Origin of the sequence: Lentzea sokolovensis, from assembly GCF_033949975.1 — a bacterium.
In the GTDB taxonomy this organism is placed as follows: Bacteria; Actinomycetota; Actinomycetes; order Mycobacteriales; family Pseudonocardiaceae; genus Lentzea; species Lentzea sokolovensis.
In genome coordinates this window covers 19112-42777 of the sequence record NZ_JAXAVU010000009.1, presented here as the reverse complement: position 1 = coordinate 42777, position 23666 = coordinate 19112, and the positions used below count along the sequence as shown (strand labels likewise).

The 23666-nt window shown below is 68.0% G+C and carries 25 protein-coding genes and 2 tRNA genes; 19 read left to right on the top strand and 8 right to left on the bottom strand.

What is annotated here, in order from left to right; genetic code table 11:
• Positions 1 to 68: 68 nt before the first annotated feature.
• From SK854_RS17505 to SK854_RS17465, 9 genes are all read left to right on the top strand, one after another.
• Positions 69 to 599 carry a hypothetical protein gene (locus SK854_RS17505; protein ID WP_319976168.1) on the top strand — a complete coding sequence of 177 codons (531 nt, stop codon included), beginning with the start codon at positions 69 to 71 and terminating at the stop codon, positions 597 to 599.
• Entirely contained in the window at positions 596 to 1876 is a 1281-nt protein-coding gene (locus SK854_RS17500) for a PPE domain-containing protein (protein ID WP_319976167.1), read from the top strand. Before SK854_RS17505 ends, SK854_RS17500 begins: the two co-directional genes overlap by 4 nt.
• The gene (locus SK854_RS17495; protein ID WP_319976166.1) at positions 1873 to 2628 is read left to right on the top strand and encodes an ESX secretion-associated protein EspG; all 756 of its coding nucleotides are present in this window, start codon (positions 1873 to 1875) and stop codon (positions 2626 to 2628) included. Before SK854_RS17500 ends, SK854_RS17495 begins: the two co-directional genes overlap by 4 nt.
• Positions 2629 to 2703: 75 nt before the next feature.
• Positions 2704 to 4647 carry an acetoacetate--CoA ligase gene (locus tag SK854_RS17490; protein WP_319976165.1) on the top strand — a complete coding sequence of 648 codons (1944 nt, stop codon included), beginning with the start codon at positions 2704 to 2706 and terminating at the stop codon, positions 4645 to 4647.
• A 155-nt stretch (positions 4648 to 4802) separates the two neighbouring features.
• A tRNA-Ser gene (locus SK854_RS17485) sits at positions 4803 to 4892 on the top strand.
• Between the two features lie 41 nt (positions 4893 to 4933).
• Positions 4934 to 5006: transfer RNA gene (locus SK854_RS17480), tRNA-Arg, on the top strand.
• A gap of 203 nt (positions 5007 to 5209) precedes the next feature.
• Entirely contained in the window at positions 5210 to 6055 is an 846-nt protein-coding gene (locus tag SK854_RS17475) for an SAM-dependent methyltransferase (protein ID WP_319976164.1), read from the top strand.
• A 134-nt stretch (positions 6056 to 6189) separates the two neighbouring features.
• Positions 6190 to 7017: an SDR family NAD(P)-dependent oxidoreductase gene (locus SK854_RS17470; RefSeq protein ID WP_319976163.1), complete on the top strand. Its 828-nt coding sequence runs from the start codon at positions 6190 to 6192 to the stop codon at positions 7015 to 7017.
• A 31-nt stretch (positions 7018 to 7048) separates the two neighbouring features.
• Entirely contained in the window at positions 7049 to 7375 is a 327-nt protein-coding gene (locus SK854_RS17465; protein ID WP_319976162.1) for a hypothetical protein, read from the top strand.
• Here the strand turns inward: SK854_RS17465 and SK854_RS17460 are convergent.
• Positions 7359 to 8180, bottom strand: a complete 822-nt coding sequence (locus tag SK854_RS17460; protein ID WP_319976161.1) for a serine hydrolase domain-containing protein — start codon at positions 8178 to 8180, stop codon at positions 7359 to 7361. The two genes, SK854_RS17465 and SK854_RS17460, sit on opposite strands and share 17 nt — an antisense overlap.
• 23 nt (positions 8181 to 8203) lie before the next feature.
• Here SK854_RS17460 and SK854_RS17455 point away from each other — a divergent pair, with 23 nt between their 5' ends.
• A complete protein-coding gene (locus SK854_RS17455) occupies positions 8204 to 9115 on the top strand; it encodes a ribonuclease Z (RefSeq protein ID WP_319976160.1) in 912 nt (303 codons plus the stop codon).
• Here SK854_RS17455 and SK854_RS17450 read toward each other — a convergent pair.
• A complete protein-coding gene (locus SK854_RS17450; protein ID WP_319976159.1) occupies positions 9060 to 9917 on the bottom strand; it encodes an NAD-dependent epimerase/dehydratase family protein in 858 nt (285 codons plus the stop codon). The two genes, SK854_RS17455 and SK854_RS17450, sit on opposite strands and share 56 nt — an antisense overlap.
• A 66-nt stretch (positions 9918 to 9983) precedes the next feature.
• On the opposite strand from SK854_RS17450, the gene SK854_RS17445 reads away from it, so the two are divergent.
• Complete coding sequence (locus SK854_RS17445) at positions 9984 to 10193, top strand: hypothetical protein (protein ID WP_319976158.1); 210 nt, start codon at positions 9984 to 9986, stop codon at positions 10191 to 10193.
• A gap of 192 nt (positions 10194 to 10385) precedes the next feature.
• Here SK854_RS17445 and SK854_RS17440 read toward each other — a convergent pair whose 3' ends face one another.
• Positions 10386 to 10526 (bottom strand): hypothetical protein, encoded by a 141-nt coding sequence (locus SK854_RS17440; protein WP_319976157.1) that lies wholly within the window; start codon positions 10524 to 10526, stop codon positions 10386 to 10388.
• 18 nt (positions 10527 to 10544) lie between these two features.
• Here SK854_RS17440 and SK854_RS17435 point away from each other — a divergent pair, with 18 nt between their 5' ends.
• Positions 10545 to 11798 (top strand): hypothetical protein, encoded by a 1254-nt coding sequence (locus SK854_RS17435; RefSeq protein WP_319976156.1) that lies wholly within the window; start codon positions 10545 to 10547, stop codon positions 11796 to 11798.
• 6 nt (positions 11799 to 11804) lie between these two features.
• Here the strand turns inward: SK854_RS17435 and SK854_RS17430 are convergent, their stop codons facing one another.
• Complete coding sequence (locus SK854_RS17430; RefSeq protein WP_319976155.1) at positions 11805 to 12563, bottom strand: hypothetical protein; 759 nt, start codon at positions 12561 to 12563, stop codon at positions 11805 to 11807.
• 62 nt (positions 12564 to 12625) lie between these two features.
• Between SK854_RS17430 and SK854_RS17425 the strand changes: the two genes are divergently transcribed.
• Both SK854_RS17425 and SK854_RS17420 read left to right on the top strand, forming a co-directional pair.
• Positions 12626 to 13831 (top strand): DNA cytosine methyltransferase, encoded by a 1206-nt coding sequence (locus SK854_RS17425; protein ID WP_319976154.1) that lies wholly within the window; start codon positions 12626 to 12628, stop codon positions 13829 to 13831.
• Positions 13832 to 14142: 311 nt separating this feature from the next.
• Entirely contained in the window at positions 14143 to 15360 is a 1218-nt protein-coding gene (locus SK854_RS17420; RefSeq protein ID WP_319976153.1) for a thioester domain-containing protein, read from the top strand.
• Positions 15361 to 15438: 78 nt separating this feature from the next.
• Here SK854_RS17420 and SK854_RS17415 read toward each other — a convergent pair whose 3' ends face one another.
• The gene (locus tag SK854_RS17415) at positions 15439 to 16752 is read right to left on the bottom strand and encodes a BNR-4 repeat-containing protein (protein ID WP_319976152.1); all 1314 of its coding nucleotides are present in this window, start codon (positions 16750 to 16752) and stop codon (positions 15439 to 15441) included.
• Between the two features lie 188 nt (positions 16753 to 16940).
• Here SK854_RS17415 and SK854_RS17410 point away from each other — a divergent pair, with 188 nt between their 5' ends.
• The 4 genes from SK854_RS17410 (at position 16941) to SK854_RS17395 (ending at position 18839) form a co-directional block, all read left to right on the top strand.
• Positions 16941 to 17111 carry an antitoxin gene (locus SK854_RS17410; protein ID WP_319976151.1) on the top strand — a complete coding sequence of 57 codons (171 nt, stop codon included), beginning with the start codon at positions 16941 to 16943 and terminating at the stop codon, positions 17109 to 17111.
• Positions 17112 to 17753, top strand: a complete 642-nt coding sequence (locus SK854_RS17405) for a putative glycolipid-binding domain-containing protein (RefSeq protein WP_319976150.1) — start codon at positions 17112 to 17114, stop codon at positions 17751 to 17753. It abuts the gene before it with no gap.
• An 83-nt stretch (positions 17754 to 17836) separates the two neighbouring features.
• Entirely contained in the window at positions 17837 to 18667 is an 831-nt protein-coding gene (locus tag SK854_RS17400; RefSeq protein WP_319976149.1) for a helix-turn-helix transcriptional regulator, read from the top strand.
• Positions 18668 to 18680: 13 nt separating this feature from the next.
• Positions 18681 to 18839, top strand: coding sequence for a DUF397 domain-containing protein (locus tag SK854_RS17395; RefSeq protein WP_319976148.1), 159 nt, complete (start codon positions 18681 to 18683; stop codon positions 18837 to 18839).
• Here SK854_RS17395 and SK854_RS17390 read toward each other — a convergent pair.
• Both SK854_RS17390 and SK854_RS17385 read right to left on the bottom strand, forming a co-directional pair.
• Entirely contained in the window at positions 18836 to 20950 is a 2115-nt protein-coding gene (locus tag SK854_RS17390) for a S9 family peptidase (protein WP_319976147.1), read from the bottom strand. The two genes, SK854_RS17395 and SK854_RS17390, sit on opposite strands and share 4 nt — an antisense overlap.
• Positions 20951 to 20977: 27 nt before the next feature.
• Positions 20978 to 21583 carry a DUF4097 family beta strand repeat-containing protein gene (locus tag SK854_RS17385; RefSeq protein ID WP_319976146.1) on the bottom strand — a complete coding sequence of 202 codons (606 nt, stop codon included), beginning with the start codon at positions 21581 to 21583 and terminating at the stop codon, positions 20978 to 20980.
• 187 nt (positions 21584 to 21770) lie between these two features.
• Between SK854_RS17385 and SK854_RS17380 the strand changes: the two genes are divergently transcribed.
• Positions 21771 to 22481, top strand: a complete 711-nt coding sequence (locus SK854_RS17380) for a helix-turn-helix domain-containing protein (protein WP_319976145.1) — start codon at positions 21771 to 21773, stop codon at positions 22479 to 22481.
• Here SK854_RS17380 and SK854_RS17375 read toward each other — a convergent pair.
• Entirely contained in the window at positions 22478 to 23662 is a 1185-nt protein-coding gene (locus SK854_RS17375; protein WP_319976144.1) for a thiolase family protein, read from the bottom strand. The two genes, SK854_RS17380 and SK854_RS17375, sit on opposite strands and share 4 nt — an antisense overlap.
• Positions 23663 to 23666: the final 4 nt, after the last annotated feature.

The window sequence follows — 23666 nt, the reverse complement described above, 5'->3', positions numbered from 1 at the left end:
GGGTGTAGCAGTGAGTAACGCCCAGTGCTGCGGTGACGAGTTATATGCAGTGCAGGGGGTTATGACGGATGGCTGAAGGCACTGGGACAGGGACCACCGGAACGACTGGCGCGGACACCCCGCCGGTGACACCCGACGTCACGACGTCGGTCACCGCGCCGATCACGGCTGAACAGCTGGCGGCGGCGAAACCTGTTCTCCAGCAGGGTCTGCTGGTGGACAAGGCGGAGGCGAGCAACGCCGCGGCCAAGCTCGACGCGGCGGCGGACAGCGGCAAGCTGACGCTCGACGTCGACGCCGCGGACGCGTTGATCAAGGCCGTCGATGCGGCCCGGGACCAGGTGATGGACCTGTGGAAGCGCGCGACCGATCAACTCGCCACACCGTTGCAGCTGGGGGAGAACCCGGTCGCGAAGGCGATCAGCGCGCGGTTCTCCGACCTGGCGGTCGGTGAGGACTCGGGTGCCGCGAAGGCGTTGCTGGACCTCTTCAAGGTCCTCGACGACATCAGCAACGCCCTGAGCCGCAACCGCGACACCATCCGCGATGCCGACGAAGAAGCCGAGAAGTCGATGAAGAACGCCGGGGGGTCCTGGTGAGTCACGGATCGCACGACAACAAGGGCAACGGCGACAAGGACAACAAGTCGTCGAACCACCACGATGACGATGACAAGTACGACCGCAGCGACCTGCACGAGCCGGTCGACTGGATGACGTACACGCACGAGCAGCTCTACAACATGGTGCACACGGGCGTGAACCTCGCCGGTGCGCAGGCCGCCGCCACCAACTGGCAGAAGATCGGCGAGGACATCGCCGGTGTCCGGACGAGCCTGCTCAAGGCCGTCGAGGACTCGTCCGTCGGCTGGGACAGCGAGTCCGCGCGGCTCGCACGCGACGGCCTGACCGAGGTCACCAACTGGGTCGACGACACCGCGAACTACGCGACGAAGGTGTCGGTCGCGATCACGACCGAGACCAGCAACGTCGAGGCCGCGCGTGCCGCGATGCCGCCGCCTCCCCAGGCGCCCGCGGCACCGGTGCCCGCGGACACGAAGCTGCCCACGCCGATCCTGAACCAGCAGGACCGGTTCGTGATGGCCGACCAGGTCGACGGCTTCAGCGCGACGAGCCTGCAGAACTCGGCCCTGATCGCCAAGAACCCGAGTGCGTTCGCGGGCTTCGAGACCGTCGGCGCCAGCCCCGTCGAGACCCTCGCGGCCAACGACGCCCAGCACCGCCTCGCGGCGGACGTGATGGCGGCGTTCCAGCGCAACTCGGCCGCGGTCGACCAGACCGTGCCATCGCAGTTCACGCCTCCGGTGAACCCGATCAACCCGACGCCGACCGGCCCGGATCTCACCAACCGCTCGCACACGGGGGCGGAGGGCACCACCGCGGGTGGCGCCGGTGGTCCCGTCGCGACCGGCACGCAGAACCAGAGCCGCGGCACCACGAACGCGTCGCGCGGCGGAAGCGGCGGTGGCGGTGCGGGCGGTCGTGGTGGCGCCGGTGGGTTCGGTGGCTTCGGCGGCGGCATGGCCCGTCCGTTCGGCTCCAACTCCGGCAACCAGGGCTCCGGCGGCGGTGGCGCTGGTGGCGCCGCCGCGTCCGCGGGTGGTTCGGCCGGCGTGAGCGAGGGCTCGCGCGGTGGTGGCGTCGGTGGTGCGGCGGCTGCCTCTGCGACGCCCGGCAACACGACCAAGGCGTTCCAGAACCCGCTTGCGATGGGCGGTGCGCCGATGGCCGGTGCCCCCGTGGCGGGCGGCGGCCAGAACGACTCGAAGGAACACAAGACGGCGAGCTACCTGGAAGAGGACGACAACGTCTTCGGCCTGGACCGCAAGGCGGCCCCGCCGGTGATCGGTCAGTGAGAGAACGCCAGTTCACGGTGAGCTCGCAGGAGTTCTTCCTGCTGTGGCAAGCCGTGCACGGCGAGGACCGCGTCGTGCCGCTCGGAACGCCCCACTTCGGGGCCACCCGAGCGGCGCGGCAGCGTCTCGTCGAAGAAAGCTCGCAGACGTTGCTGGCTCGTCGGTTGGGCACTGTGCAACGTCCGGATCCCGACCTCCGCGCGTTGGTCAGCGGCCTCGGCGAGTTCGACCGAGCGCTGGAGATCGCGTACTTCAAGGGCACCGAACTGGCTCGCGGCATCGCCTGCGCGGGCTGGGGAGGCTCCTTCGCCGCCCGCGTGAACGGCGAGGTGCACCTGTACCCGTTCCACCCGACGTCGCTGGCCTCGGCCACGGTGTCATCGTTGCCAGGCCTCGCGCCGGGCGTGGGGCGTTCCGTGAACGTGCGCTGGGACGACTACGTCCGTGCAGGTCAGGCGGGTGAGCAGGAGGGCAAGGAAGCGTTCCTGGACGTCCTGCGGGGCGTCGGCGTCCGCGAGCCCGAGGCGCACAACCTGATGCGCATCGTCACGTCCCGCATCGGGGGCGGCGAACTGGGCCTGACCGCCCGCAACCGCGACGGCGTGCCCCGCCCTACCGGCCGTTCGGTCTCGTGGCTCGACACGCGCGAGGGCCGCTACCTCCTGCGCAAGCAGGACGGCTGGCTGGTGCTGGCTCCCGCCGACGCCTCCCGCCTGACCAGCGCCGTCGACGAACTGATCGCGGCGGGATAGTTCCACACCGGTGGGCTACCGCAAGTCCGCCAATCACACATGGACGTTCGGTTGTGCCTCAGTTAGACATGGGGCATGACCGACACCGACGTCGAACTGCTGTGGCGCCCGGACCCCACGAGGGACAACGGGATGTCCGCTTTCCGGACGTGGCTCTCCGGCCACGGACACGACTTCCCCGACTACGAGTCGCTGTGGGAGTGGTCAGTCTCAGACCTCGAAGGGTTCTGGGGCGCCATAGCTTCGTACTTCGACGTCCAGTTCCACACGGCGCCCGAACGCGTCCTGGGGTCCACGGAGATGCCCGGCGCCGAGTGGTTCCCCGGCGCGACGCTGAACTACGCCGAGCACGCGCTGCGCCGCGGTGCCGACGACGACCTGGCCGTGATCTTCCATCGCGAAGACGGCGTCGCTTCTTCTTTGACGTTCCGGGTGCTTCGTTCCCGCGTGGCCGCTTTCCGGGCCGCATTGGCCTCTCTGGGCGTCTCCGCGGGCGACCGGGTGGTCGCGCTCGTCCCGAACGCCCCCGAAGCCCTCATCGCCTTCCTGGCGGCCGCCTCGCTCGGCGCCACGTGGTCGTCCTGCTCCCCGGACTTCGGCGCCCGTGCCGTCGCCGACCGCTTCACCCAGATCGAGCCCGCGGTGTTCGTCGCGGTCTCCGGCTACGTCTACAACGGACGGTCCTTCGACTGCCGCCCGGTGGTCGAGGAGATCCGCGCGCAACTGCCCGGCCTGCGCGCCACGGTCCTGATCGACTACCTGGACAACGGCGCCTCTCTGCCGGACACGCTGTCGTTCTCCGAGCTGGTGTCTGCGCATGAGGGTGCCGCGCTGGAGTTCACGCCGGTGCCGTTCGACCACCCGCTCTGGGTGCTCTACTCGTCCGGCACCACGGGCCTGCCCAAGGGCATCGTCCAGGGCCACGGCGGCATCGTCCTGGAACACCTCAAGATGCTCGGCCTGCACAGCGACCTCGGCCCCGGCGACCGCTTCTTCTGGTTCACCACCACGGGCTGGATGATGTGGAACTACCTGGTGGGCGCCCTCATGGTCGGCACCACCATCGTCCTGTACGACGGCAGCCCGGCGTTCCCGTCGCTGAACACGTTGTGGCACTTGGCCGAACAACACCGCGTCACCTACTTCGGCACCTCGGCCCCGTACGTCCAGTCGTGCCTGAAGGAAGGCCTCGACCCGTCGTCCCGCTACGACCTGACGGGCCTGCGCGTAGTCGGCTCGACCGGCGCACCGCTCACCCCGGAAGGCTTCCGCTGGATCGCTTCCGCCGTGGGCAAGGACGTCCAGATCGCCTCGGTCTCGGGCGGCACCGACGTCTGCACCGCGTTCGTGGCAGCCTCCCCGGACCGCCCGGTCTGGCTCGGCGAACTCTCCTGCCGCTCCCTGGGCGCCGCGGTCCACGCCTACGACGAGGCCGGCAACGCCCTGGAAAACGAGGTCGGCGAGCTGGTGATCACCAAGCCGATGCCGTCCATGCCGGTCTTCTTCTGGGGCGACGAAGACGGCTCGAAGCTGCGCGACGCGTACTTCGACACTTATCCGGGAATCTGGCGCCACGGCGACTGGATCCGCATCACCCCACGAGGCTCGGCGGTGATCTACGGCCGCTCCGACTCGACCCTGAACCGAGGCGGCGTCCGCATGGGCACCTCGGAGTTCTACCGCGTCGTGGAGTCCATCGACGGCATCGTCGACTCCCTGGTCATCGACACCTCGGGCGTCACGGAAGGCGAACTCCTCTGCTTCGTCGTCCTGGACGGCGTCACGCTGGCCGACGTGGAACCGTTGCTGCGCCGCGAATTGCGAGCATCCCTCTCACCCCGCCACGTCCCGAACCGTTTCGTCGCGGTGGCCGAGATCCCGAGGACCCTGAACGGCAAGAAGTGCGAGGTCCCGGTCAAGAAGATCCTCGCCGGCATGGACCCGGACCGAGCCGTCAGCCGAGGCGCACTCCGCAATCCCGAGTCCCTCCAACCGTTCCTGGAACTGGCCGCGGAATGATCTAGGTCACTTCGTCCGCGGTGACCAGGCGTTTAACGCCCCTCTTCGACCCTCTGAACGTGCTCTGACCAGCAGGTTCAGGGTTAGGAGGGGGGCGTTTTGCAACTCGGATGACGACCTGTGTAACCTATGTCCCGTGGCCGAGGATGGTCCCGGGAGGCTTCGCCTAGTCTGGTCTATGGCGCCGCACTGCTAATGCGGTTTGGGGTAACCCCCCATCCCGGGTTCAAATCCCGGAGCCTCCGCAAGGCCGAGCCTCTAGGGGATCGGTTATAATTGAATACACGCGCTCGTAGCTCAACGGATAGAGCATCTGACTACGGATCAGAAGGTTGCAGGTTCGAATCCTGCCGAGCGCACTGACTCAGGGCCCTGTGGAGAAGTTTTCCACAGGGCCCTGACGCATTTCTGGCTGTGGTGCGGCGATCTGGCTCGTTCCGGGTGCCGACCGTGATCGTGGACAACGCCGACGAGCGGACACTACGTTGGGATTCGCCGGTGCGGGGCTTCTCGCACCGGCGAATCCATGTCCGGACAGGCTGATCACGAAAGGCCGGGTTTGGTGAACACCACTGTCGAGCAACAGGTCCGCGAGTACTACGACCACGCTGGACCCGCCTACCACGCGCTCATGGGGCAGTTCTGGCACCACGGGGACCTGGAGGCCGAACGGGCCGGCCTGTCGCCAGAGGACGCGGCGAAGGCGTTGGCGCGCAAGCAGATCGACGCCGCGGGGCTGCGTCCTGGCGGGACCGGGCTGGACTTCGGCAGCGGTGTCGGGGGGACGACGGTCTACATGGCGGAGATCTCCGGGGCGAACGTCGTCGGCATCTCCAACAACGAGTGGCTCTCCGCGCGGGCTCGTGAGTACGCGGCCGAGCAGGGGATGAGTGAGCGGGCCGCGTTCCTGACCGTGGGCGATGAGGACTACAAGTCGCTGATCGCGTGGCCGGACGGGTCGCTGGACATGGTCAGCTTCTACGAGTCTGTGTGTCACCTGCCGGACAAGGCCGCCTTCTTCGCCGCGGCGTTCCGCACCCTCAAGCCTGGTGCCTGCCTGGTCGGGGTCGACTGGATTCGGCGGCCGTTCGGTGAGTACCAGTCCGAGGAGCAGATCGCGCCGTTCATCGGGCCGGTGCAGGAGGTCATCTCCATTCCGGAGCTCGGCACGCTGGACGAGTACCGCGAGATGATGTCGGCCTCCGGGTTCGTCATCGAGGCCGCCGAGGATCTCTACCCGGACGTCGAGTGCTGGGGCAGCACGCCGCCGGACGACGGGCAGGGCTGGGGCGAGTACACGGCCGGCGAGAACGACTCCGTGATCCACGACGGGAAGCGCGTGCTCGACGCCGCTCGTGCCGCCGGGGTCTTCTCGGTCGCGCGGTGGGTCGCGCGCAAACCTGGCTGACGACTGACAGGCCCGGCACGCGCAGGCATGCCGGGCCTGAACGAACTGCGACCGGTCGCCGCTCCACGCATGCCGTTCGGCGCGGGCAGCGGCTGTGACGGGCGCGCGGTGCCTCGCATGGCCACACTCGAAGCATGGCGATTCTGGCGGGCAAGGCCGTGGTCATCACCGGCGCCGGACAGGGCTTGGGGCGGGCGTTCGCCACTCATGCGGCGGCTGAGGGAGCCGCGGTGGTGATCAACGACGTGAACGAGCCGCTCGCCAAACAGGTCGCCGACCTCATCACGCTCCAGGGCGGCAAGGCCGTCGTCAGCGCCGGCAGCGTCTCGGACCCCGATCAGGCCGAGGCCGTGGTCGACACCTGCACGGCGGCGTTCGGCAGGATCGACGGGCTCGTCAACAACGCCGGCATCCGCTACCAGGCCGAGATCGGCCAGGACGATCCCGCGAGCATGCGCGAGCTCATCGAGATCAACGTGCTCGGCACCCTCTACTGCACCAACGCCGCGGTCAGGAGCATGCGCGGAGGGTCGATCGTCAACCTCGGCTCGGTCGCGATGGCCGGGCAGCCGACGGCCCTCACCTACAGCGCCTCCAAAGGGGCGGTGGCGAGCATCACGGCCGGGGCGGCGGCGGAACTCCACGAGCGCGGCATCAGAGTCAACGCCGTGTGCCCGGTCGCCTGGACGCGCATGGCCGCCGCCGACACCAGGGCGAAGCCCAGCGGGCCGCCGGAGACGATCGCGCCGCTGGTCACGTACCTGCTGAGCGACCGCGCCGCGAAGGTCACCGGGCAGCTCATCCGGTTCGCCAACGGGCAGTTGCACGTCATGGTGCAGACGTCGCCGAAGGAACCCGTCCTCGAAAACGCCGCGTGGGACGTCGACGCGATCGCCGAGGCCTTCGAGCAGCGGCTCGAACCCGAGGACCCCGCCTGGGTCCGTTGGGGTGTCGGAAGGTGACGCACGCCTGATCACCAGGCAGAGTGGCGGCGTGGAGCAGCGGGAGATCATGCAGCGGGCGCTCGGCGTCCTGACGCTCACCTACGACGGCGCCGGATCCAACGACTACCTGCGCATGGCGCTCAAGTCGTTGCAGGAAGGCGTGTTCAGCTACGAGGTCAAGGTCGACGGCGAGCTGAACGAGGCCGGCCAGCAGGCACTCAAGCAGGCCATGGACCAGGTGCTGTCGCAGTTCGGCTGGTTCACCGCCGGACTGCTCTACGCCTTCCACGGTGTCGCGCAGGCCTACGAGAACGACTACGAGGAAGCCGACGTGCAGGAGATCCTGCGTCAGCTCGCGATCAGGCTCGCCGACTGACCAGTTCCGCGCGGACGCCGTCGGAGAACGGCGTCCACGCCTCGACCGCCCACGGCCCGAAACGCAGGTCCGTCAACGCGACGCAGGCCGCGGAGATCTCCGGGTCGACCCACAGGAACGTGCCGGACTGCCCGAAGTGGCCGAAAGTCCGCGCGGAAAAAGAAGTCCCGGTCCAGTGCGGCGACTTCGAATCGCGGATTTCGAAGCCGAGGCCCCAGTCGTTCGGCTTCTGCATGCCATAACCGGGCAGCACACCGTTCAGGCCGGGGAACACGACCGAAGTCGCCTCCCGCACCAGATCGGCGGACACCAACCGCGGCGACAGCAGTTCCGAAGCGAACAACGCCAGGTCAGCGGCACAGGACTCCGCTCCGGCACCGGCAGAGCCGGTCAAAGCCGAGGAATTCATCCCCAACGGCGCGAAAACAGCCTCGTGCAAATAGGTCGCGAACGGCATCTCGCACGCCGAACCCACAAAAGAAGCCAGCACGTCGAACCCGGCGTTCGAGTAGATCCGGCGGGTGCCGGGAGCGGCCTGCACCTCGGCCTTGTCGAACGCATATCCCGCGGTGTGCGAGATCAGATGCCGCACGGTCGAGCCCTCAGGACCCGCCGGCTGGTCCCACTCGACCGCGCCCTCCTCGACGGCCACCAGCACGGCGTACGAGGTCAGCAGCTTCGTCACCGACGCGAGCGGGAACACGCGCTGTTGATCTCCCAGCGAGCCGATCACGCCTTCAGGGGCCACCACGGCCACCGCCACGTTCTCGACAGGCCACGACGCCGCCACTTCCACGCTCCGCATGGGACAGACGTTAACGTCAGGGTGTGACAGTCCGGGAACTGATCGTCCTGGGAACGGCCAGCCAGGTTCCCACGCGCCAGCGCAACCACAACGGCTATCTGCTCAGGTGGGACGGCGAGGGCTTCCTCTTCGACCCGGGCGACGGCAGCCAGAGGCAACTCCTGCGCTCAGGCGCCGCTGCGAGCGACATCACCCGGATCTGCATCACGCACTTCCACGGCGACCACTGCCTGGGCGTTCCCGGCATCGTCCAGAGGCTGTCCCTGGACCGCGTCCCGCACACCGTCCACGCGCACTACCCGCAGTCGGGCGCCCACTTCTTCGAACGCCTCCGCTACGCCAGCGCGTTCTACGACGCCGCGGACATCAAGGAGGTCCCGGTGGTCGACGACGGCGAGATCGCCAACGGGAAGTTCGGCACGCTGGAGGCCTACCGCCTCGACCACGGCATCGACAGCGTCGGCTACCGCCTGATCGAACCGGACGGCCACCGGATGCTCCCCGAGAAGCTCAAGGAGCACGGCATCCAGGGCCCGCGGGTGCGCACCCTCCAAGTCCAGGGCGAGCTCGACGGCATCCGGCTCGAAGACGTCAGCGAACCCCGCAAAGGCCAGCGGTTCGCGTTCGTCATGGACACCAGGCTCTGCGACAACGTCTTCGAACTCGCCGACAACGCCGACATGCTCGTGATCGAGTCGACCTACCTCGCCCGCGACACCAAGCTCGCCGGCGACCACGGCCACCTCACCGCCCAGCAGGCCGCCCGCGTCGCGCAGGACTGCCGCGTCCGCAAGCTCGTCCTCACGCACTTCTCCCAGCGCTACGAGGATCCCGCCGAGTTCCACGCCGAGGCGGCCGCGGAGTTCGACGGCGAGATCGTCATCGCGAAGGACCTGGACCGGGTGCCGGTGCCGAAGCGAGCCACTGGTCCCTGACGATCTCCGCCAACGCCGACGAACGCGGCTCCCAGCCCAGCGCACGCAGCCGCGACGAGTCGGCCCGCAGTGATCGAATCTCACCGGCGTTCGCGGGCTTCCAGGTCACGTCCACGGCCCGTCCAGTGACCTCCAAGACGGCGTCCAGCACGTCGCGCACCGAAGCGGCGGTCGCCCCGACGTTGTAGACCGCCGACGTGCCCACGGAACAAGCCTCCAACGCCACGACGAAGGCAGCGGCAACGTCGCGTACGTGCACGAAGTCGCGCACGGCCCCACCGTCGCCGTAGACGTCCATTCCAGGCACGGTTCCGGCGGCGCACGCGACAGCCCGGGTGATCACCCGACTGGTGTCCGTGTCACCACCTCCAGCGACGTTGAACAAACGGAGAGTGGTCGCCCCGATCTGTCCGGACTGCGCGGCCCACGCCACGAGGTCCTCCGCGGCGGCCTTGGAGGCGGCGTACGGAGAGGAGGGTTCCCGGACCGATTCCTCGGTCAGGACGGCGTCCGAAGGCCGGTACACCGTGCCAGTCGAAGCGAGCAGGAATCGTTGGCCCTTCAGGGCTTTGAGCAGATTCAGCGTCCCGCCCACGTTCGTCTCGTAGTACGGGAGTGGATCAAGAAACGACTCCCGGACGCGAGCGATCGCGGCCAGGTGGATGACGGCGTCCACGTCGGCCAACTCGAACGGCTCTGACAGGCGCTGGCGGGACGAAACCGGTTCATGACCATGAACTCGCAGCTCACGCACCACGGCCCTGCCGACGTACCCAGTGGCACCGGTCACTAGAACTCGCACGAGTTGACCCTAAAGGTCGACGGAGACTGCGCCGATAACACACGAGTGAGTTACCCCCATCGCGCTGTGCACACGAGCATCGCCGGACTTCTGCACGATCACGCCGTGCACGAGTTCAAGCGGCAGGAGTTCCTGCGCAACGTGGCCGAGATCGTGGGAGCCGCACCCGCGCCCGGTCCCGCAGAGCTCACGGCGCCGTTGCCGTCGATCAACCCCAAGCGCAGCTTCCTCGCCCGCGTTGACCAGGTCCTTCGGGACGCGGCACGTTCGCTCTGAGCAGCGAGATCATCAGCTGATCCACACCTTGCCGGGCCCGCGCCGACGGGCCCGTCGCAAGATTCATCCGGCCGTTGCCGGACCGTGCTTCGACACACATACCGGGTGGCTCTACGCTACGCGTCACCCGGCGATCGCCGGTCACGTCCTCCGCTTCTCTTAAGCGAGTTTTCGGCGATGAATCATGTCCTCTCAGCGCTCAACGAGCGCCTCGGCAGGTTGTTCGGTGACCGGCTGGTAGTTCTGGCCGGCGGCACGCGTCTGGCAAAGCGCGCGCATGAGCTGCATACGCTCGGCGCTCGCCATACGCTCGTGCTCGATACCGACGATCATGCCCCGCTTCATGATTCCGTGATCGCCCGCTGGGTGTCCCTGGGCATCAAGGGCAGCCTGGTCGCCGTCGAGCAGCGCCGTCTCGGCAAGCTGCTCACGAAGCCGGGCAACGAGGTCAAGGCGATCCTGCGCGACTTCGACCCCGGCAGCGAAGCGGTCGTGATCAGCACGCCCTACAACGAGATCAGCTCGTTCCAGGGTCGTCCCGTGCTCAACGCGCGGGAGCCCGAGTGGGTCGCGCTGGAGAACAAGACCACCATCGACGCGCTGTGGGACGAGCTGTCCGCCCGCCGCGCGCCCGCGATGGTGTTCGACCTCGACTTCGAACGTCTCTGGGGTGCCTCGGAGATCCTGGACCGCGGCGCCGGCGTCGTCTGGTCCGGTGACGGCCCCGCGATCAACGGCGGCGCCAACTTCGTGCGCCGCGTGCGGTCGTACGAGGAGGCCAAGGAAGCCTTCGACGTGCTCGCGCCCAAGTGCGACCAGGTCCGTGTGATGCCGTTCCTGGAAGGCATTCCGGTCAGCGTGCACGGCATCGTCTTCCCGGACGGCACCGCGGTGCTGCGTCCGATCGAGATGGTCGTGCCGCGCCGCCAGGGCCAGGCCAAGTTCCTCTACGCGGGCTGCGCGTCGTACTACGACCCGCCTGTGTGGATCCGCGACGAGATGCGCAACCTGGCCCGCCGCGTCGGCGAGCACCTGCGCGAGACCGTCGGCTACCGCGGCACGTTCACGCTGGACGGCATCGCGACCGAGGACGGCTTCCTGCCGACCGAGATCAACACCCGCTACGGTGGCGCGATGGTGTGCTTCGAGGACGCCGTCCCGACGTTGCCGCTCGCGCTGGTGCAGGTCGCCCTGGTCGCCGGCTGGAACCTGGGCATCTCCTCGATGGAGTTCGAGGAGCTCGTGCTGCAGGCCGCGGACAACCACCGCGCCGGTGCCGTGGGCGCCAACGTGCGGGCCGTGCAGCCGACCGAGGTCGACGAACGCCGAGTGATCTTCACCGGCTGGGCGTGCCGGCTCGCGCACCCCGAGGAGGCCGCGCACGCGACGCTGCGGCTGAGCCCGTCACCGATCGGCGGCCGCCTCGATCTTGATCTGCACCGCGAGAACATGCCCGTGGGCGCGCCCGTGGCGGCGCTGACGGTCGCGGCGTTCGCGCTGGCGGACCAGGAGTGGGGGACGGGCCTCGGTGCCCTGGAACCCGCCGTCGCGGTCGAGGACGAGGCTCAGGTCGAGCAGGCCATCGAAGAGGCCGTCACCGCGTAGGAACGTTCACCAGGCGCCCTCGTCCCCGTACGCGGAGACGAGGGCGAACTGGTAGCCCATCAGGGCGGCGGCGACCTCGGGCGGCTGGTGCACCGGACGCACGAGCCCCTCGCCCAGCACCTTCGGCTGGTCCACGCCCAGTAACTCGGGCGAGTCCTTCAGCAGCGCCACACCGATCTCGGCGGCGTCCGCGAGCATCTCCTCGCCCGGCAGGTCGATCATGTCCGTGATCAGCCCGTGCACGAACGCGGGCAGCTTCTCCGGCACCGCGCAGGCCAGCGCGACCAGGCACGCGACCCGTTCGGACGCGAGCGCCTCGAAGATCTTCGGCGCGCCCTGGGCGACGGCGTGCCGGGTCTGCGTCAGCCAGTCCGGGGCCGTGCGGGGCAGTTCGCGGCCGAGAGCGTTCCACCTGCGGTGCGTGCGGCGTCCGTCCTCGGTGAACCCCTTGCCCGCCAACGCCATGGCGGCCAGCAGGAAGATCACCCGGTCCCGCACGTCACCGGCGACCTTGTAGGACGCCCCCAGCTCCACCAGGAACGGCACGGCGCAGAACGAGGCCTCGGACACCGTGTCGCCGGTCAGCAGCCGGTCAGCGAGCGAGGAGAGCGCGTTCTGCCGAACGTCCTCGCTGGGGTCCATCAGGGAGCGCAGCAGACGGGGCACGCGACCGGCGCCACCCCGGCCGTCGTAGACCTCGGTCCAGGAAATCCTGTCGAGTCCGCGCAACGGGTCAGGCCGTTGCCAGGCGCGCGGCAGCTCCATAGGCGGGAAAGGTACGGGATGTCACGGAAAGGTCCTCGGCGCCTCGCCCGTACGATCTCGCCGTGTCCTTCTCGGTGGCCGACATCTTCTCGGGTGCGGGCGGCATGAGCTTCGGCTTCCACGCCCACCGCGACTTCCGGGTCGTGGGCGCCGCCGACGCGCAGATCGGCAAGCCGAGTTCGAAGTTGGGCTCGTTGCGCTGCAACGACACCTACCGCGCGAACATCGGCGTCGACCCGCTGGAGGTCGACCTCGCGAAGGTCTCGCCGGCGGCGTTGCGCGAGGTCTGGGGCCTCAAGCGCGGCGAACTGGACGTGCTGCTCGCGTGCCCGCCGTGTTCGGGATTCAGCCGCATCACCTCGCAGAACCACCTGCGCGACGACCCGCGCAACTCCCTGGTCGGCCGCATCGCGGTGTACGCGGAGGAGCTGCGCCCGAAGGTCGTGCTGATGGAGAACGCCCGCGAGCTCGTCAAGGGCAAGCAGCGCCACCACTTCGACAGCCTCGCCGAGGAGCTCACCCGGCTCGGGTACTCGGTCTGGGGCGGCACGCACATGCTGTCGAAGTTCGGCCTGCCGCAGCTGCGCGAGCGGACGCTGATGGTCGCCGTGGACGCCGGCCTGCCGTTGCTCACGCTGGACGACCTGTGGGCCGGCCGGATCATCCGCCCCTCCGCCATCACGGTCCGGCGCGCGATCAGCAAGCTGCCCGTCGTCGCGGCGGGCGTGGCCGACCTGGAAGACCCCATTCACGTCTCGCCGACCTTTTCCCAGGACCGCAGTCTCGAAAGAATGCGTGCAATTCCCGCGAACGGCGGATCGTGGGCCGATCTGCTCCGTTCGCCGGAGACCGCGGAGTTGTTGAATCCTGCACAACGCAAGATCGTCGAACAGCAGAACTGGGGTTCGCACCCCGATGTCTACGGCCGGTTGTGGTGGGACGAACCTGCCCGCACCATCAAGCGGGAATGCGGCCACGTCGGCAACGGGCGTTATGCCCACCCTGTCCAGCACCGCCTCTGCACGGTCCGCGAGATGGCGCTCCTGCAAGGGTTTCCGCGCCAGTTCCGCTTCGACGTCTCGATTCTCGGGAACGCGTACCGGCACGTGGGAGACGCTGTTCCGCCGCTGATCGCCTACCAGTTGGCCGGGTTGACCCGCTGGATTCTCACCGGCCGCCGCCCGGAGCCCAAGGAGATGTGCCTGCGCGGCACTTCGCTGCGTCCCGGCGACATTCGTCCGGCAGAAGTTACCGAAATGGTGGCCTAGGTCTCTGAACCGACCTGGGTGATCATCCGTAGCGGGACGCCGCTATTGATAACTGTTCGGCAACGAATTTAACGTCACCTGACGGAATGAATGCATCGCAGGCCTATCCACTGTGGACACCGTGAGTGTGTTTCCGCTGCTCACTGGCTGTATGTCCTGGTCGCCTTACCTCACTCATACGTGTGTCACCCCATCGGCTAACGTCCCGCTCGCTTCCTGTCGGTTCAGTGTCGATGACGACGTGCCGACCGTCCCGACGGATGACTGACTTCCCGCCGCGTTCGGGTTAATTTCAGCGAGCAAGGAGACCCATGGCTTCCCGGTTCAGGATCGGCACGGCGCTGCTCGGCGCGACGGCCGCCCTCGCGTTCTCGGCCCTTCCCGCTCACGCCGAGGTGAAGATCACGCCGGACCGCGGTGGTTCGGAGCAGGGCCACAACGTGTTCCTCAAGCCCGGTAAGGCGGGCGAGGAACCGCAGAAGCAGGACACCTCGATCATCAAGCTCCGCATCGATGACGAGAAGGACCGCACCAACGTCTTCGCGTACTGCGTCGAGCTGCCGACCCCCCTCGTGGACGGCGACGTCCTCAAGGAGGTGCCGTGGGACAAGCACCCGAACCCGAACACCAAGTTCAAGGAGAACTCCGGCAAGGTTCTCTGGATCCTGAAGCGCTCCTACCCGAGCCAGTCGGTGGAGAAGGTCAAGGACGCGTTCAAGATCAAGAACTTGGACAAGAAGGACATCATCGCCGCCACGCAGGCCGCGATCTGGCACTTCTCCGACGGTGCCGAGCTCGCCGACACCAAGCAGAACGACGGCGAGATGGTCGAGCTCTACAAGCGCTTCGTCGCTGAGGCCACGCCGGAGGCCGAGCCGAAGCCGACCCTGGTGATCGAGCCCGAGTCCCAGTCCGGCAAGCCCGGCCAGAAGATCGGCCCGTTCAAGGTCACGACCACGGCCTCCGAGGTCAAGCTGACCGCGAACCTGCCCGAGGGCGTCACCATCGTCGACGCCGACGGCAAGCCGCTCGCCGTGCAGAAGAAGGACGACAAGCTCGCCGTCCAGGGCACGGGCGACAAGGTCTCCGAGTTCTTCGTGAACGTCCCGGAAGGCACGAAGGACGGCAACGCGACGTTCAAGCTCTCCGCCGAGGCCACGCTGTCCGAGGGTCGCCTGTTCGTCGCGAAGGACAAGGCTTCGGCCGGCAAGGACGGTGTCGCCCAGTCGCTCGTCGTCGCGCAGCCGCAGCAGGTCAAGGTCGAGAAGGAGGCCAAGGCCGACTGGAAGGCCGGCGTTGTGCCGACCACCACGACCACGACGCCTGCCACCACGACGACCACCACGTCGCCCGAGACCACGACTCCGGCCACCTCCACCACCCCGGCCAACCCGGCTCCGGGTGGCGGCGAGGACGACCTCGCGTCGACCGGTGCGTCGATCCTGTGGCCGCTGCTCGGCGGTCTGGTCCTCGTCGGCGCCGGTGTCGGTGCGCTGTTCGTGGTCCGTCGCAAGAAGGCCGGCGCCTGATCTGAGGCAGCCAGCCCCCTAGACGAACGCCCCCTGGTTCCGCGCCGGAGCAGGGGGCGTTTGCCATTTCCCAAGGGATTACCGGCGGCTGATGCCAGCCACGTAGATGTCGCCGTCGGCGATCGCGACGTCCCGGTTGGACGACGCCCCCGAGAAGATCGCGCGGGCGGGATCGCGGAAGTTCTCCACGATCTCGACGCGCTGCACCGGCTTGGCCGTCGGGATGACGATCTCCGGTGACCAGAAACGACCGAGCCGCACCAGGTAGGTGTTCACGTTCGGCTTGCCGTCCTCGGTCGCGTACACGCGCCACGTGAACAGGTCGACCTTCTCGACCTCACGGGTGCGCAGTCCCCGAGCCACTTCCTTCGTCTCCCAGCTGCGACCGTTCCAGGTGGACAGGTAGTTGCGCAGCGGGCCGCCGGCCTCGTCGCCCATGAACCACAACAGGAACGGCTGCCCCAGGGTCGTGCCCACCTGCTGGATGTAGTCGGGCGACTTCACGTTGTTCGGCAGGGTCAGCGGGGTCTCCGCGACCTTCAGGTGCTTCTCCTGGTCGGCGTCGTCGATCTGGGTGCCCAGGTCCTTGCCGGACGCCGAGTAGAAGTGCCGGTTCTGCGGGTCGAACCACGTGTAGTAGATGTTGCGGTGGTAGCGGTCGTGCTTGTTGCCCTCGGGGCCACCGCCCGCGAGCGTGTAGACGATCCGCACGCGGCCGTTGTCCTCCTGGCGGAGCTGACCGATGTAGATCTCGTTCATGTTGTCCGCGCGGGCGGTCGAGCCGATCGCGAACCGGTCCCCGGTCAGTTCCGTGGAGGTCTTCCACGTCTTGCCGTTGTCCTTGGACACCACGTAGAGCATCGGCCGTGTGTCCGTGGGCGTCGTGCCGTCGAGATCGCGGGTCGTCTCGCGGTAGAAGACGTAGATCGTGCCGTCGCGCGTGACGAACGGCATCGGGTACGTGGCCGCGTTCTTCGAGATCAGCGTCTCTTCCCAGACACCGTCGACCGAGTTGGGCTGGGGCGAACGGGACATGCGCAACTCGATGTTGTGCATGCCGCGGAAGATGAGCAGGTGCCCGTCCCTGGCCTGAACCATGGTCGGGTAGTTGTGCGCGTCCGAGTCGCCGTCCGCGACCCGGTTGGGCGTGGACCACGTGGACTTGCGGTGGTCGTACGCCTGAACGTAGCTGTCCTCGTACTGGCCCGCCCACGAGATGAACGTCTTGCCGGCCTTCTTGTCGTAGACCCCACCGGCGACCGGACGCCGGTCACTGCGGGCCGCGACGTTCGTGGCCGTGGTCGTCACCGTGAACTTCGCTTTCCCCTGAACGTCGGCCGTGGCGTTGGCCGAGGGGACCGCGACGAGCGGCAACAGCAGTACTGCGGACATAACTCCACGCAGGAGCCGTGTCATGCAACTTCCTCCTGGTTCTGACCGCGACGGCGGCCGACCAGGCGGCGGTAGCGACATCTTCGTTGTCACCCAGCCGACTTGTCCAGGCGGAGTTAGCGTGATCGCCGACTATCAACACGCGGGCCCTACTCGGGTACCCTGCGTCAGGGACGAAGGAGCATCACATGAACTTCGACGAGATCAAGAACAAGGCCCTGGACCTGGCCGAGCAGAACCACGAGAAGGTCGACCAGGGCATCGATGCCGCGGCAGGCTTCGTCGCAGGCAAGTTCGGTCACGAAGAGCAGGTCGACTCGGTAGCCGAGAAGATCAAGGACATCCTTCCAGGTGGATGAGTGAACTCCTTCAACGCCACTGACGCGGGGCGGGTCACCTCTACCGGAGAGACCCGCTCTCCTTCTGCCCGCAGGCCCGAGATGATCACCTGGCAGGGCATCCACGAGCCGCGGCTGGAGCAGGTACGCCTGCTCCTCTCGAGCGACCAGCGCCTGCGCGCGTCGGGTCGTCTGGTCGCCGCAGGCCCCGACGAGCAGTTCAACGCCTCCTTCGAGGTGTCCGTGGGCGAGAGCGGCCAGGTGAACCGCCTGCTGCTGCGCACCGCCACGGTCCTAGAGGAGCGCCAGTGCTCCCTTTCGCGCACCGAGGACGGCGCCTGGCTGGTCGACCACGGCCAGGGCAGCAAGCGCGAGACGTTCAACGACGCGCTGGACGTCGACGTCCAGTTCGCCGTGCTGTTCAACGCCATCCCGATCCGGCGCCTCGGTCTGCACCGCGAGCCGGGCGAGCACGCGCTGCCCGTCGTGCGGGTGTCGCTGCCTGATCTGACTGTGAAGGTCGTGACCCAGACCTACAAGACGGTGTCCGTCGCGGACGACGTCTCGGTGGTGCGGTTCAAGAGCGGCGGGTTCGAGCAGAACATCAAGGTCGACCCCAACGGCCTGGTGGTCGAGTACCCGCTGATCTCGAAGCGGATTTAGAACCGCTCCAAGAAGTACTTCCTTCGTGGCGAGTCGCATCCGAACGATGGAGGAGCGGGGTTCTGGGGTTCTAGCTTCCGACCATGCCGAAACGATTTTCGAGCGTGGTCGGTCGCTCGTTCGGTGATGGCGTCCGTGACGCCATCCAGTCCACCGGGATGACGCAGCGGCAGATCGCCGAGCTGCTCGACTGGGAAGAGGCCAAGGTCTCCGACCTGGTCAGGGGCAAGGGCGGGGTCACAGAGGTCGAGCTCGCGATGCTCCTCGGCCTCTGCCGGGTTCCCGCGGAGGACGCTCGCTACCTGCTCGCGCTGTTCAGGGAGTCGCGGGAGAAGGGCTTCCTCGTCTTCCCCGAGGACGGGATCCCGGACCAGGTGCGCTCCCTGATCGACCAGGAGCGCCTCGCCAACAAGATCACCATGTGGTCGATGAACCTGATTCCCGGCCCCCTTCAGGTTCCGGGGTACGTCACCGCTCTCATCGAGCGCTCCGCCCGTGCGAAGACCATCAACATCCCCGAGGTCCTTGCCGCGAAGACAGCGCGGCAAGCGATCTTCCACCACAGCAGGCAGTTCGTCTTCTACATCCACGAACAGGCACTGCGACTGCCGGTGGGAAGTCCCGGGCTGATGCAAGACCAGCTGCTTCACGTTCTGGCGATGAACAACAGGAACTACATCACCGTCCGGGTCGTGCCGGTCGAGTTCGGAGCGCACGCAGGTCTGTCGGGCTCCTTCTACCACCTGAGCTACGAGAAGTACGAGCCAGTCGTCTTCACCGAAACCGAGAACACCAGTCTTTTCGTCGAGGACAAGGCATCCCTCACCACGTACACCGAGGTGATCAAGCTGCTCGACCACCAGGCGTTGGATGCGGAAGAATCGAAGGGGCTGATCACCAGCATTCTGGCTTGAGGAGGTCCTCGGCATGTCGACGTGGCGCAAGAGCAGCTACAGCCCTGTGAATGACTGTGTCGAGGTCGGACGTGGTGTCGGTATCCGGGACAGCAAGGCGCCGACCACTCACCTGCCCGTGTCGGACAAGGCGTGGTCGGCGTTCCTCACCGAGGTCAAGACCGGTCGCTAGACCATCTCGCCCAGCACCTCCGGGTCGATGACGATCGGCGCCGGACGGTAGGCCGGCGGCTCGACCCCCATCAGCGAACGCACCAGGAAGTCCCAGGACTTCGTGCGCACGTAAGCCATCCGGTCGATGAACAGGTGCTCGGCCCCGGGCACGATCACCAGCTCGAACTCCTTGCCCGCGGCGATGAGCGCGTCCGCCATCCGGAGCGAGTGGTCCGGGTGGACGGTGTCGTCGAGCTCGCCGTGGATCAGCAGCAGCTTGCCTTCGAGCTGGTCCGCGATCTCGACGTTCGAGGCGCGGAGCCAAGCCTCGGGGTTGTCCGGGCCGTCGACGGTCTCGGTCCAGCCCAGTCCGATGTACCGGGCGTCGTGCGAACCCGACAGCGCGACGCCGGCGCGGTAGGTCTCCGGGTAGGCGAGCATCGCCCGTCCCGCAGCGAATCCGCCGCCGGAGTGGCCCATCACGCCGACTCGCCCCAGATCCATCCACGGCCGCGACTCGGCCAGCTGGTGCAGTGCCGCCACGTGGTCCTCCAGGCTGCCCGCGGCGGCCAGGTTGCCGTACGAGACGTCGTGGAAGGCCTTCGAACGGCCCGGCGTGCCGCGCCCGTCCAGGGCGATCACCACGAAACCGAGTGCTGCCAACGGTTCCGCGTCCAGGCCCATGCCGCCGGGGTCGAAACACGGTTCGACGCGGGTGACCTGCGGGCCTGGGTAGACGTTGTCCACCACCGCGTAGCTGGCGGTCGGGTCGAAGTCGCGCGGCTTGTAGAGCACGCCGTAGATGTCGGTGGTGCCGTCGGCTGCCTTGACGCGGAAGCGTTCCGGGGCCGTCCAGCCCGTGGCTTGCAACCGGCTGATGTCGGCCTGCTCCAACGAGACCAGCACCTCACCGGTCCAGGAACGCACGGTCGTCACCGGCGGCGTGTCCACAGTGGACGCCGAGTCGACGAAGTAGTTTCCGTTCGGCGACACCGTGACGACGTGGTCCAGCGAGTCGTCCGTGACGACCGTGAACTCGGTGCCGTCCAACCCGACCCGGCACACCGTGCGCCGATACGGGTCTTCGGTGACCAGCCCGGAGGCCGTGAACGAGACGAGACGTCTCGTCTCGTCAACGTGCAGGATCTCGCGGACCAGCCACTGGCCGGTGGTGACCTGGTTCAGCAGCTCGCCGGTGTGCAGGTCGTAGCGGTAGAGGTGGCCCCAGCCGTCGCGCTGCGAGAACCACAGCACCTCGTCGGCCAGCACGCGGACGATGGGCGCGCCGTAGATCAGCTGGTTGGGGCCGACGCGGTTGGAGCCCGTCTCGCTGACCACGACGGTGACCTCGCCCGACGAGGCGTCCATCCGGTTCAGGGTCAGGGTGTGCTGGTCGCGGGTACGGGAGAGGAAGTAGACCGCCGTGCTGTCCTCGGACCACCACGCCCAGCCGGCCATGATCGGGGAGAACTCCGGCATGAGCAGCGGTGCGCACTGGGCGAAGACCGTCGTTCCCGATTCCACGTCGAACACGACCAACTCGGCCAGCGGCATGTCCGCGTCGCCGGGGTAGGCGTAGTGCTGGGTGTGGGTGACGGGGGCGCCGCCGTCGGCCGGGCGCGATTCGATGAGGTGGGTCTTCCGAACCAGACGCTGGTCGGTGCGGTGGGCGAGCACCTTGGACGAGTCGGGTGACCAGGCCAGGGCCGGTGGCATGTGCGGCAGGCCGAACTTGCGCATCAGCGTGCCGTAGCTCATGGCGTCCGGGCCGTAGCCGTAGCCCTGGCCCGGAACGCCGTCCGAAGTCAGCGCCCACTCGCGCTCACCCGAGCGCGCCCACAGGTCGTGGCCGCGCCGCGAGACCGCGACCTTGCCGTCGGGGGAGGAGACCTCCAGCGGGTTGCCCCGCACCGCGACGAACGGCATCGGGTCGAAGCCGGGGGTGCGGGTGCCCGCCGCCGGGTCGACCACGACGAACTGGCGGTCGGCGCCGTCGCGGAGCTGGTACCAGAAGCGGTGGCCGTCTTCGATCCACTGTGGACGGACCTTGTCGCCGACGACCAGTTCGCCGGGGGCGGCGGGGCGGCGGAGGAGTTGTTCTGCGGCTTGGTAGTTGGCGGTGGTGCTCATGGTCTTTCTCCCCAGTGCGCTAGTGGTTCAGAGGCTGCGGGCGGTGATGTCGCCGTACGACGTGGTGGCGCGGATGGTGAGGTCCGGCGCGTCGGCGTTGCGCAGCGCGTTGGTGACGCGGCCGTACGAGGTGCCGGCGTCCAGTGCGGCCGAGAGTCCGGCGGCGACGCTGACGTTGATGTCGCCCTTCTGGGTGGTGATCTCGGCGGAACCGTTGAGACGGCCGACCGTGACGTCACCGGCCTGCGTCACGAGGCGGACGTGCGCGGCCTCGTCGATCTTGATGTCGCTCTGCGCCGCCTCGAAGGCGATGTCGCCGAGCCGGCCGACGCCGCGGAACTCGGCGCTGGCCGCCTTGGCCTCGACCCGCGAACCGGCGGGCAGCTGGACGGTGACCTCGACGGCCCCGGACGAGCCGAGGATCTTGTTGCCCGTCTCGGCCGTGATGCGCAGAACGCCGTCGGCGAAGTCGACCTTGATCTTCTCGGCGGCCTTCACGTCGCGGCTCTGTCCGGCGTTGGCCGGCAGGACCTCGACGGCGGTGTCGGCGCGGTCGGCGGCGATGAACTGAACGCGCCCGGCGGGGATGTCGAGGATGGCGGCGATGGGGGCGGGGGTGGTGAAGGTCTGCATCTCTGGCTCCTGCGGCTCGTTGTTTCTGATGAGCGAAAAGCTACGTTGCGTTTCCAGATTGCGGCAACAAGTTCGTTGCGATGGAAATGCATCACAGCAGCTCAAAGCCACAGGATCGTTGCAACGGGATGTAGATCTAATGCAACGACTGTTGCAATGAGATGAAGGTGAAAGCTATGGTCTGGGCATGCCAGGAGGTCGACTCACCCAGCAGGAACGCCGTCAGATCGCCATCGGCCTGTCCGACGGCCTCGCGTACGCGGAGATAGCGAGGAACCTCGACCGGCCCACCTCGACGATCACGCGCGAGGTGATGCGCAACGGAGGACCGGCCGGGTACAAGGCCGACATCGCCCACCTCGCAACGGAACGCCGTGCGCAACGGCGCAAGCAGGCTGCACCTCGCCGACCAGCGGCCGAGCGCGCGGACGGACGCGACTTGGAGGCGGTGCGGGAGTTCGAGGAGTTGTTCTCGGGCATCTTCATGGGCCAAGGGCTGTCGAAGATGCCGGCGAGGGCGCTCGCGAGCCTGTACACGACCGACTCCGGCAGCCTGACCGCGTCAGAACTGGTGGGACACCTGCAGGTCAGTCCGGCGTCGGTCTCGAAGGCCATGTCCTTCCTGGAAAGTCAGGGCCTGATCGCGCGCGAGCGCGACGAGCGCCGTCGCGAGCGGTACGTCGTCGACGAAGGCGACATCTGGTACCAGTCGATGATCGCGAGTGCCGCCGGCACGACGAAGCTCGCCGAGGCCGCGCGGCAGGGTTCCGGCGTCCTCGGCGCCGGCACCCCGGCCTCCACGCGGCTGGAGAACATCGCGCGGTTCCTGGACTTCGTCAGCGAGAGCATCGTCCGCGCGGCCGAGCAGGCGCGCGACATCCTGCACCCCAAGGACTAGACGCGCACCGCCACGGCCACGCCCTGACCCACGCCGACGCAGGCCGCCGCGATGCCGATGCCGCCGCCACGCTGCCGCAGGTGGCGGCACACGTCGACGATCACGCGCGGCATCGAGGCGCCGAGTGGGTGGCCGTAGGCGATCGCGCCGCCGTGGACGTTGACCTTCTCCTTGTCGATCTCGGGAAGGTGGTGCACCACCGAGAGAGCCATCGCGGCGAAGGCCTCGTTGATCTCCCACAGGTCGACCTGTTCGGCCTCGATGTGCAGGCGCTTCAACAGTTTCCGGATCGCTGACACGGGCGCGACGGTGAACCGGTGCGGCTCCTCACCGGTGGTCGCCGACCCGAGCACCTCGCCGAGCGGCTCGACGCCCAACTCGGACGCGATCGCTTCGGTGCCGAGCAAAGCAGCCAGCGCGCCGTCGTTCAGAGGCGACGCGTTGCCCGCCGTCACCGAACCCTGCTCGGAGAACGCGGGCTTGAGCTTCGCGAGCTTCTCGATGCTGGTGTCGGCGCGGACGTTCTCGTCGCGCCGGATCGCCGTCCCGTCCGGCAACTGGACGGGGAACGCGAAACCCTCGTGCACACCGGCATCCCACGCCGCGGCGGCGCGACGGTGTGAGCGGAGGGCGAAGTTGTCCATCTGGTCGCGGGTGATCCCGAGTTCGTGGGCCACGTTCTCGGCGGCCAGGCCCAGCGGCACGGTGTAGTGCTTGGGCATCCGCGGGTTCACCAGCCGCCAGCCCAGCGCCGTCGACACGGTCTCCAGCCGATCCGGGAAGGCCTTGTCCGGGCGGGCCGTCACGAACGGCGCCCGCGACATCCCCTCGACACCGCCGGCGACGATCAGATCAGCGTCGCCGGTGATCAACGCCCGCGCGCCCTGGATGATCGACTCGCCACCCGAGGCGCACAGCCGGTTCAGCGTCACGCCCGGCACGGAGACCGGCAGGCCCGCCAGCAACGAGGCCATGCGGGCGACGTTGCGGTTGTCCTCGCCGGCGCCGTTCGCGTCACCCAGCAGCACGTCGTCGATGCGCGCCAGGTCGAGCGACGGGTAGCGGCGCAGCAGGTCGACGATGGGCAGCGCCGCGAGGTCGTCCACCCGGATGCCGGACAGACCTCCCCGGTACTTCCCGAACGGCGTGCGGGCGGCGTCGATGATCAGTGCGCGTGCCATACGT

Bases quoted from the DNA above. Each gene is read 5' to 3' on its own strand.
- SK854_RS17490 (WP_319976165.1), top strand. From the start codon at position 2,704: ATGACCGACACCGACGTCGAACTGCTGTGGCGCCCGGACCCCACGAGG.
- SK854_RS17460 (WP_319976161.1), bottom strand. From the start codon at position 8,180: ATGCGGAGCGTGGAAGTGGCGGCGTCGTGGCCTGTCGAGAACGTGGCG.
- SK854_RS17380 (WP_319976145.1), top strand. From the start codon at position 21,771: ATGCCAGGAGGTCGACTCACCCAGCAGGAACGCCGTCAGATCGCCATC.
- SK854_RS17400 (WP_319976149.1), top strand. From the start codon at position 17,837: ATGCCGAAACGATTTTCGAGCGTGGTCGGTCGCTCGTTCGGTGATGGC.
- SK854_RS17440 (WP_319976157.1), bottom strand. From the start codon at position 10,526: ATGATCGTCGGTATCGAGCACGAGCGTATGGCGAGCGCCGAGCGTATG.
- SK854_RS17410 (WP_319976151.1), top strand. From the start codon at position 16,941: ATGAACTTCGACGAGATCAAGAACAAGGCCCTGGACCTGGCCGAGCAG.
- SK854_RS17420 (WP_319976153.1), top strand. From the start codon at position 14,143: ATGGCTTCCCGGTTCAGGATCGGCACGGCGCTGCTCGGCGCGACGGCC.
- SK854_RS17470 (WP_319976163.1), top strand. From the start codon at position 6,190: ATGGCGATTCTGGCGGGCAAGGCCGTGGTCATCACCGGCGCCGGACAG.
- SK854_RS17375 (WP_319976144.1), bottom strand. From the start codon at position 23,662: ATGGCACGCGCACTGATCATCGACGCCGCCCGCACGCCGTTCGGGAAG.
- SK854_RS17385 (WP_319976146.1), bottom strand. From the start codon at position 21,583: ATGCAGACCTTCACCACCCCCGCCCCCATCGCCGCCATCCTCGACATC.
- SK854_RS17395 (WP_319976148.1), top strand. From the start codon at position 18,681: ATGTCGACGTGGCGCAAGAGCAGCTACAGCCCTGTGAATGACTGTGTC.
- SK854_RS17390 (WP_319976147.1), bottom strand. From the start codon at position 20,950: ATGAGCACCACCGCCAACTACCAAGCCGCAGAACAACTCCTCCGCCGC.
- SK854_RS17415 (WP_319976152.1), bottom strand. From the start codon at position 16,752: ATGTCCGCAGTACTGCTGTTGCCGCTCGTCGCGGTCCCCTCGGCCAAC.
- SK854_RS17430 (WP_319976155.1), bottom strand. From the start codon at position 12,563: ATGGAGCTGCCGCGCGCCTGGCAACGGCCTGACCCGTTGCGCGGACTC.
- SK854_RS17505 (WP_319976168.1), top strand. From the start codon at position 69: ATGGCTGAAGGCACTGGGACAGGGACCACCGGAACGACTGGCGCGGAC.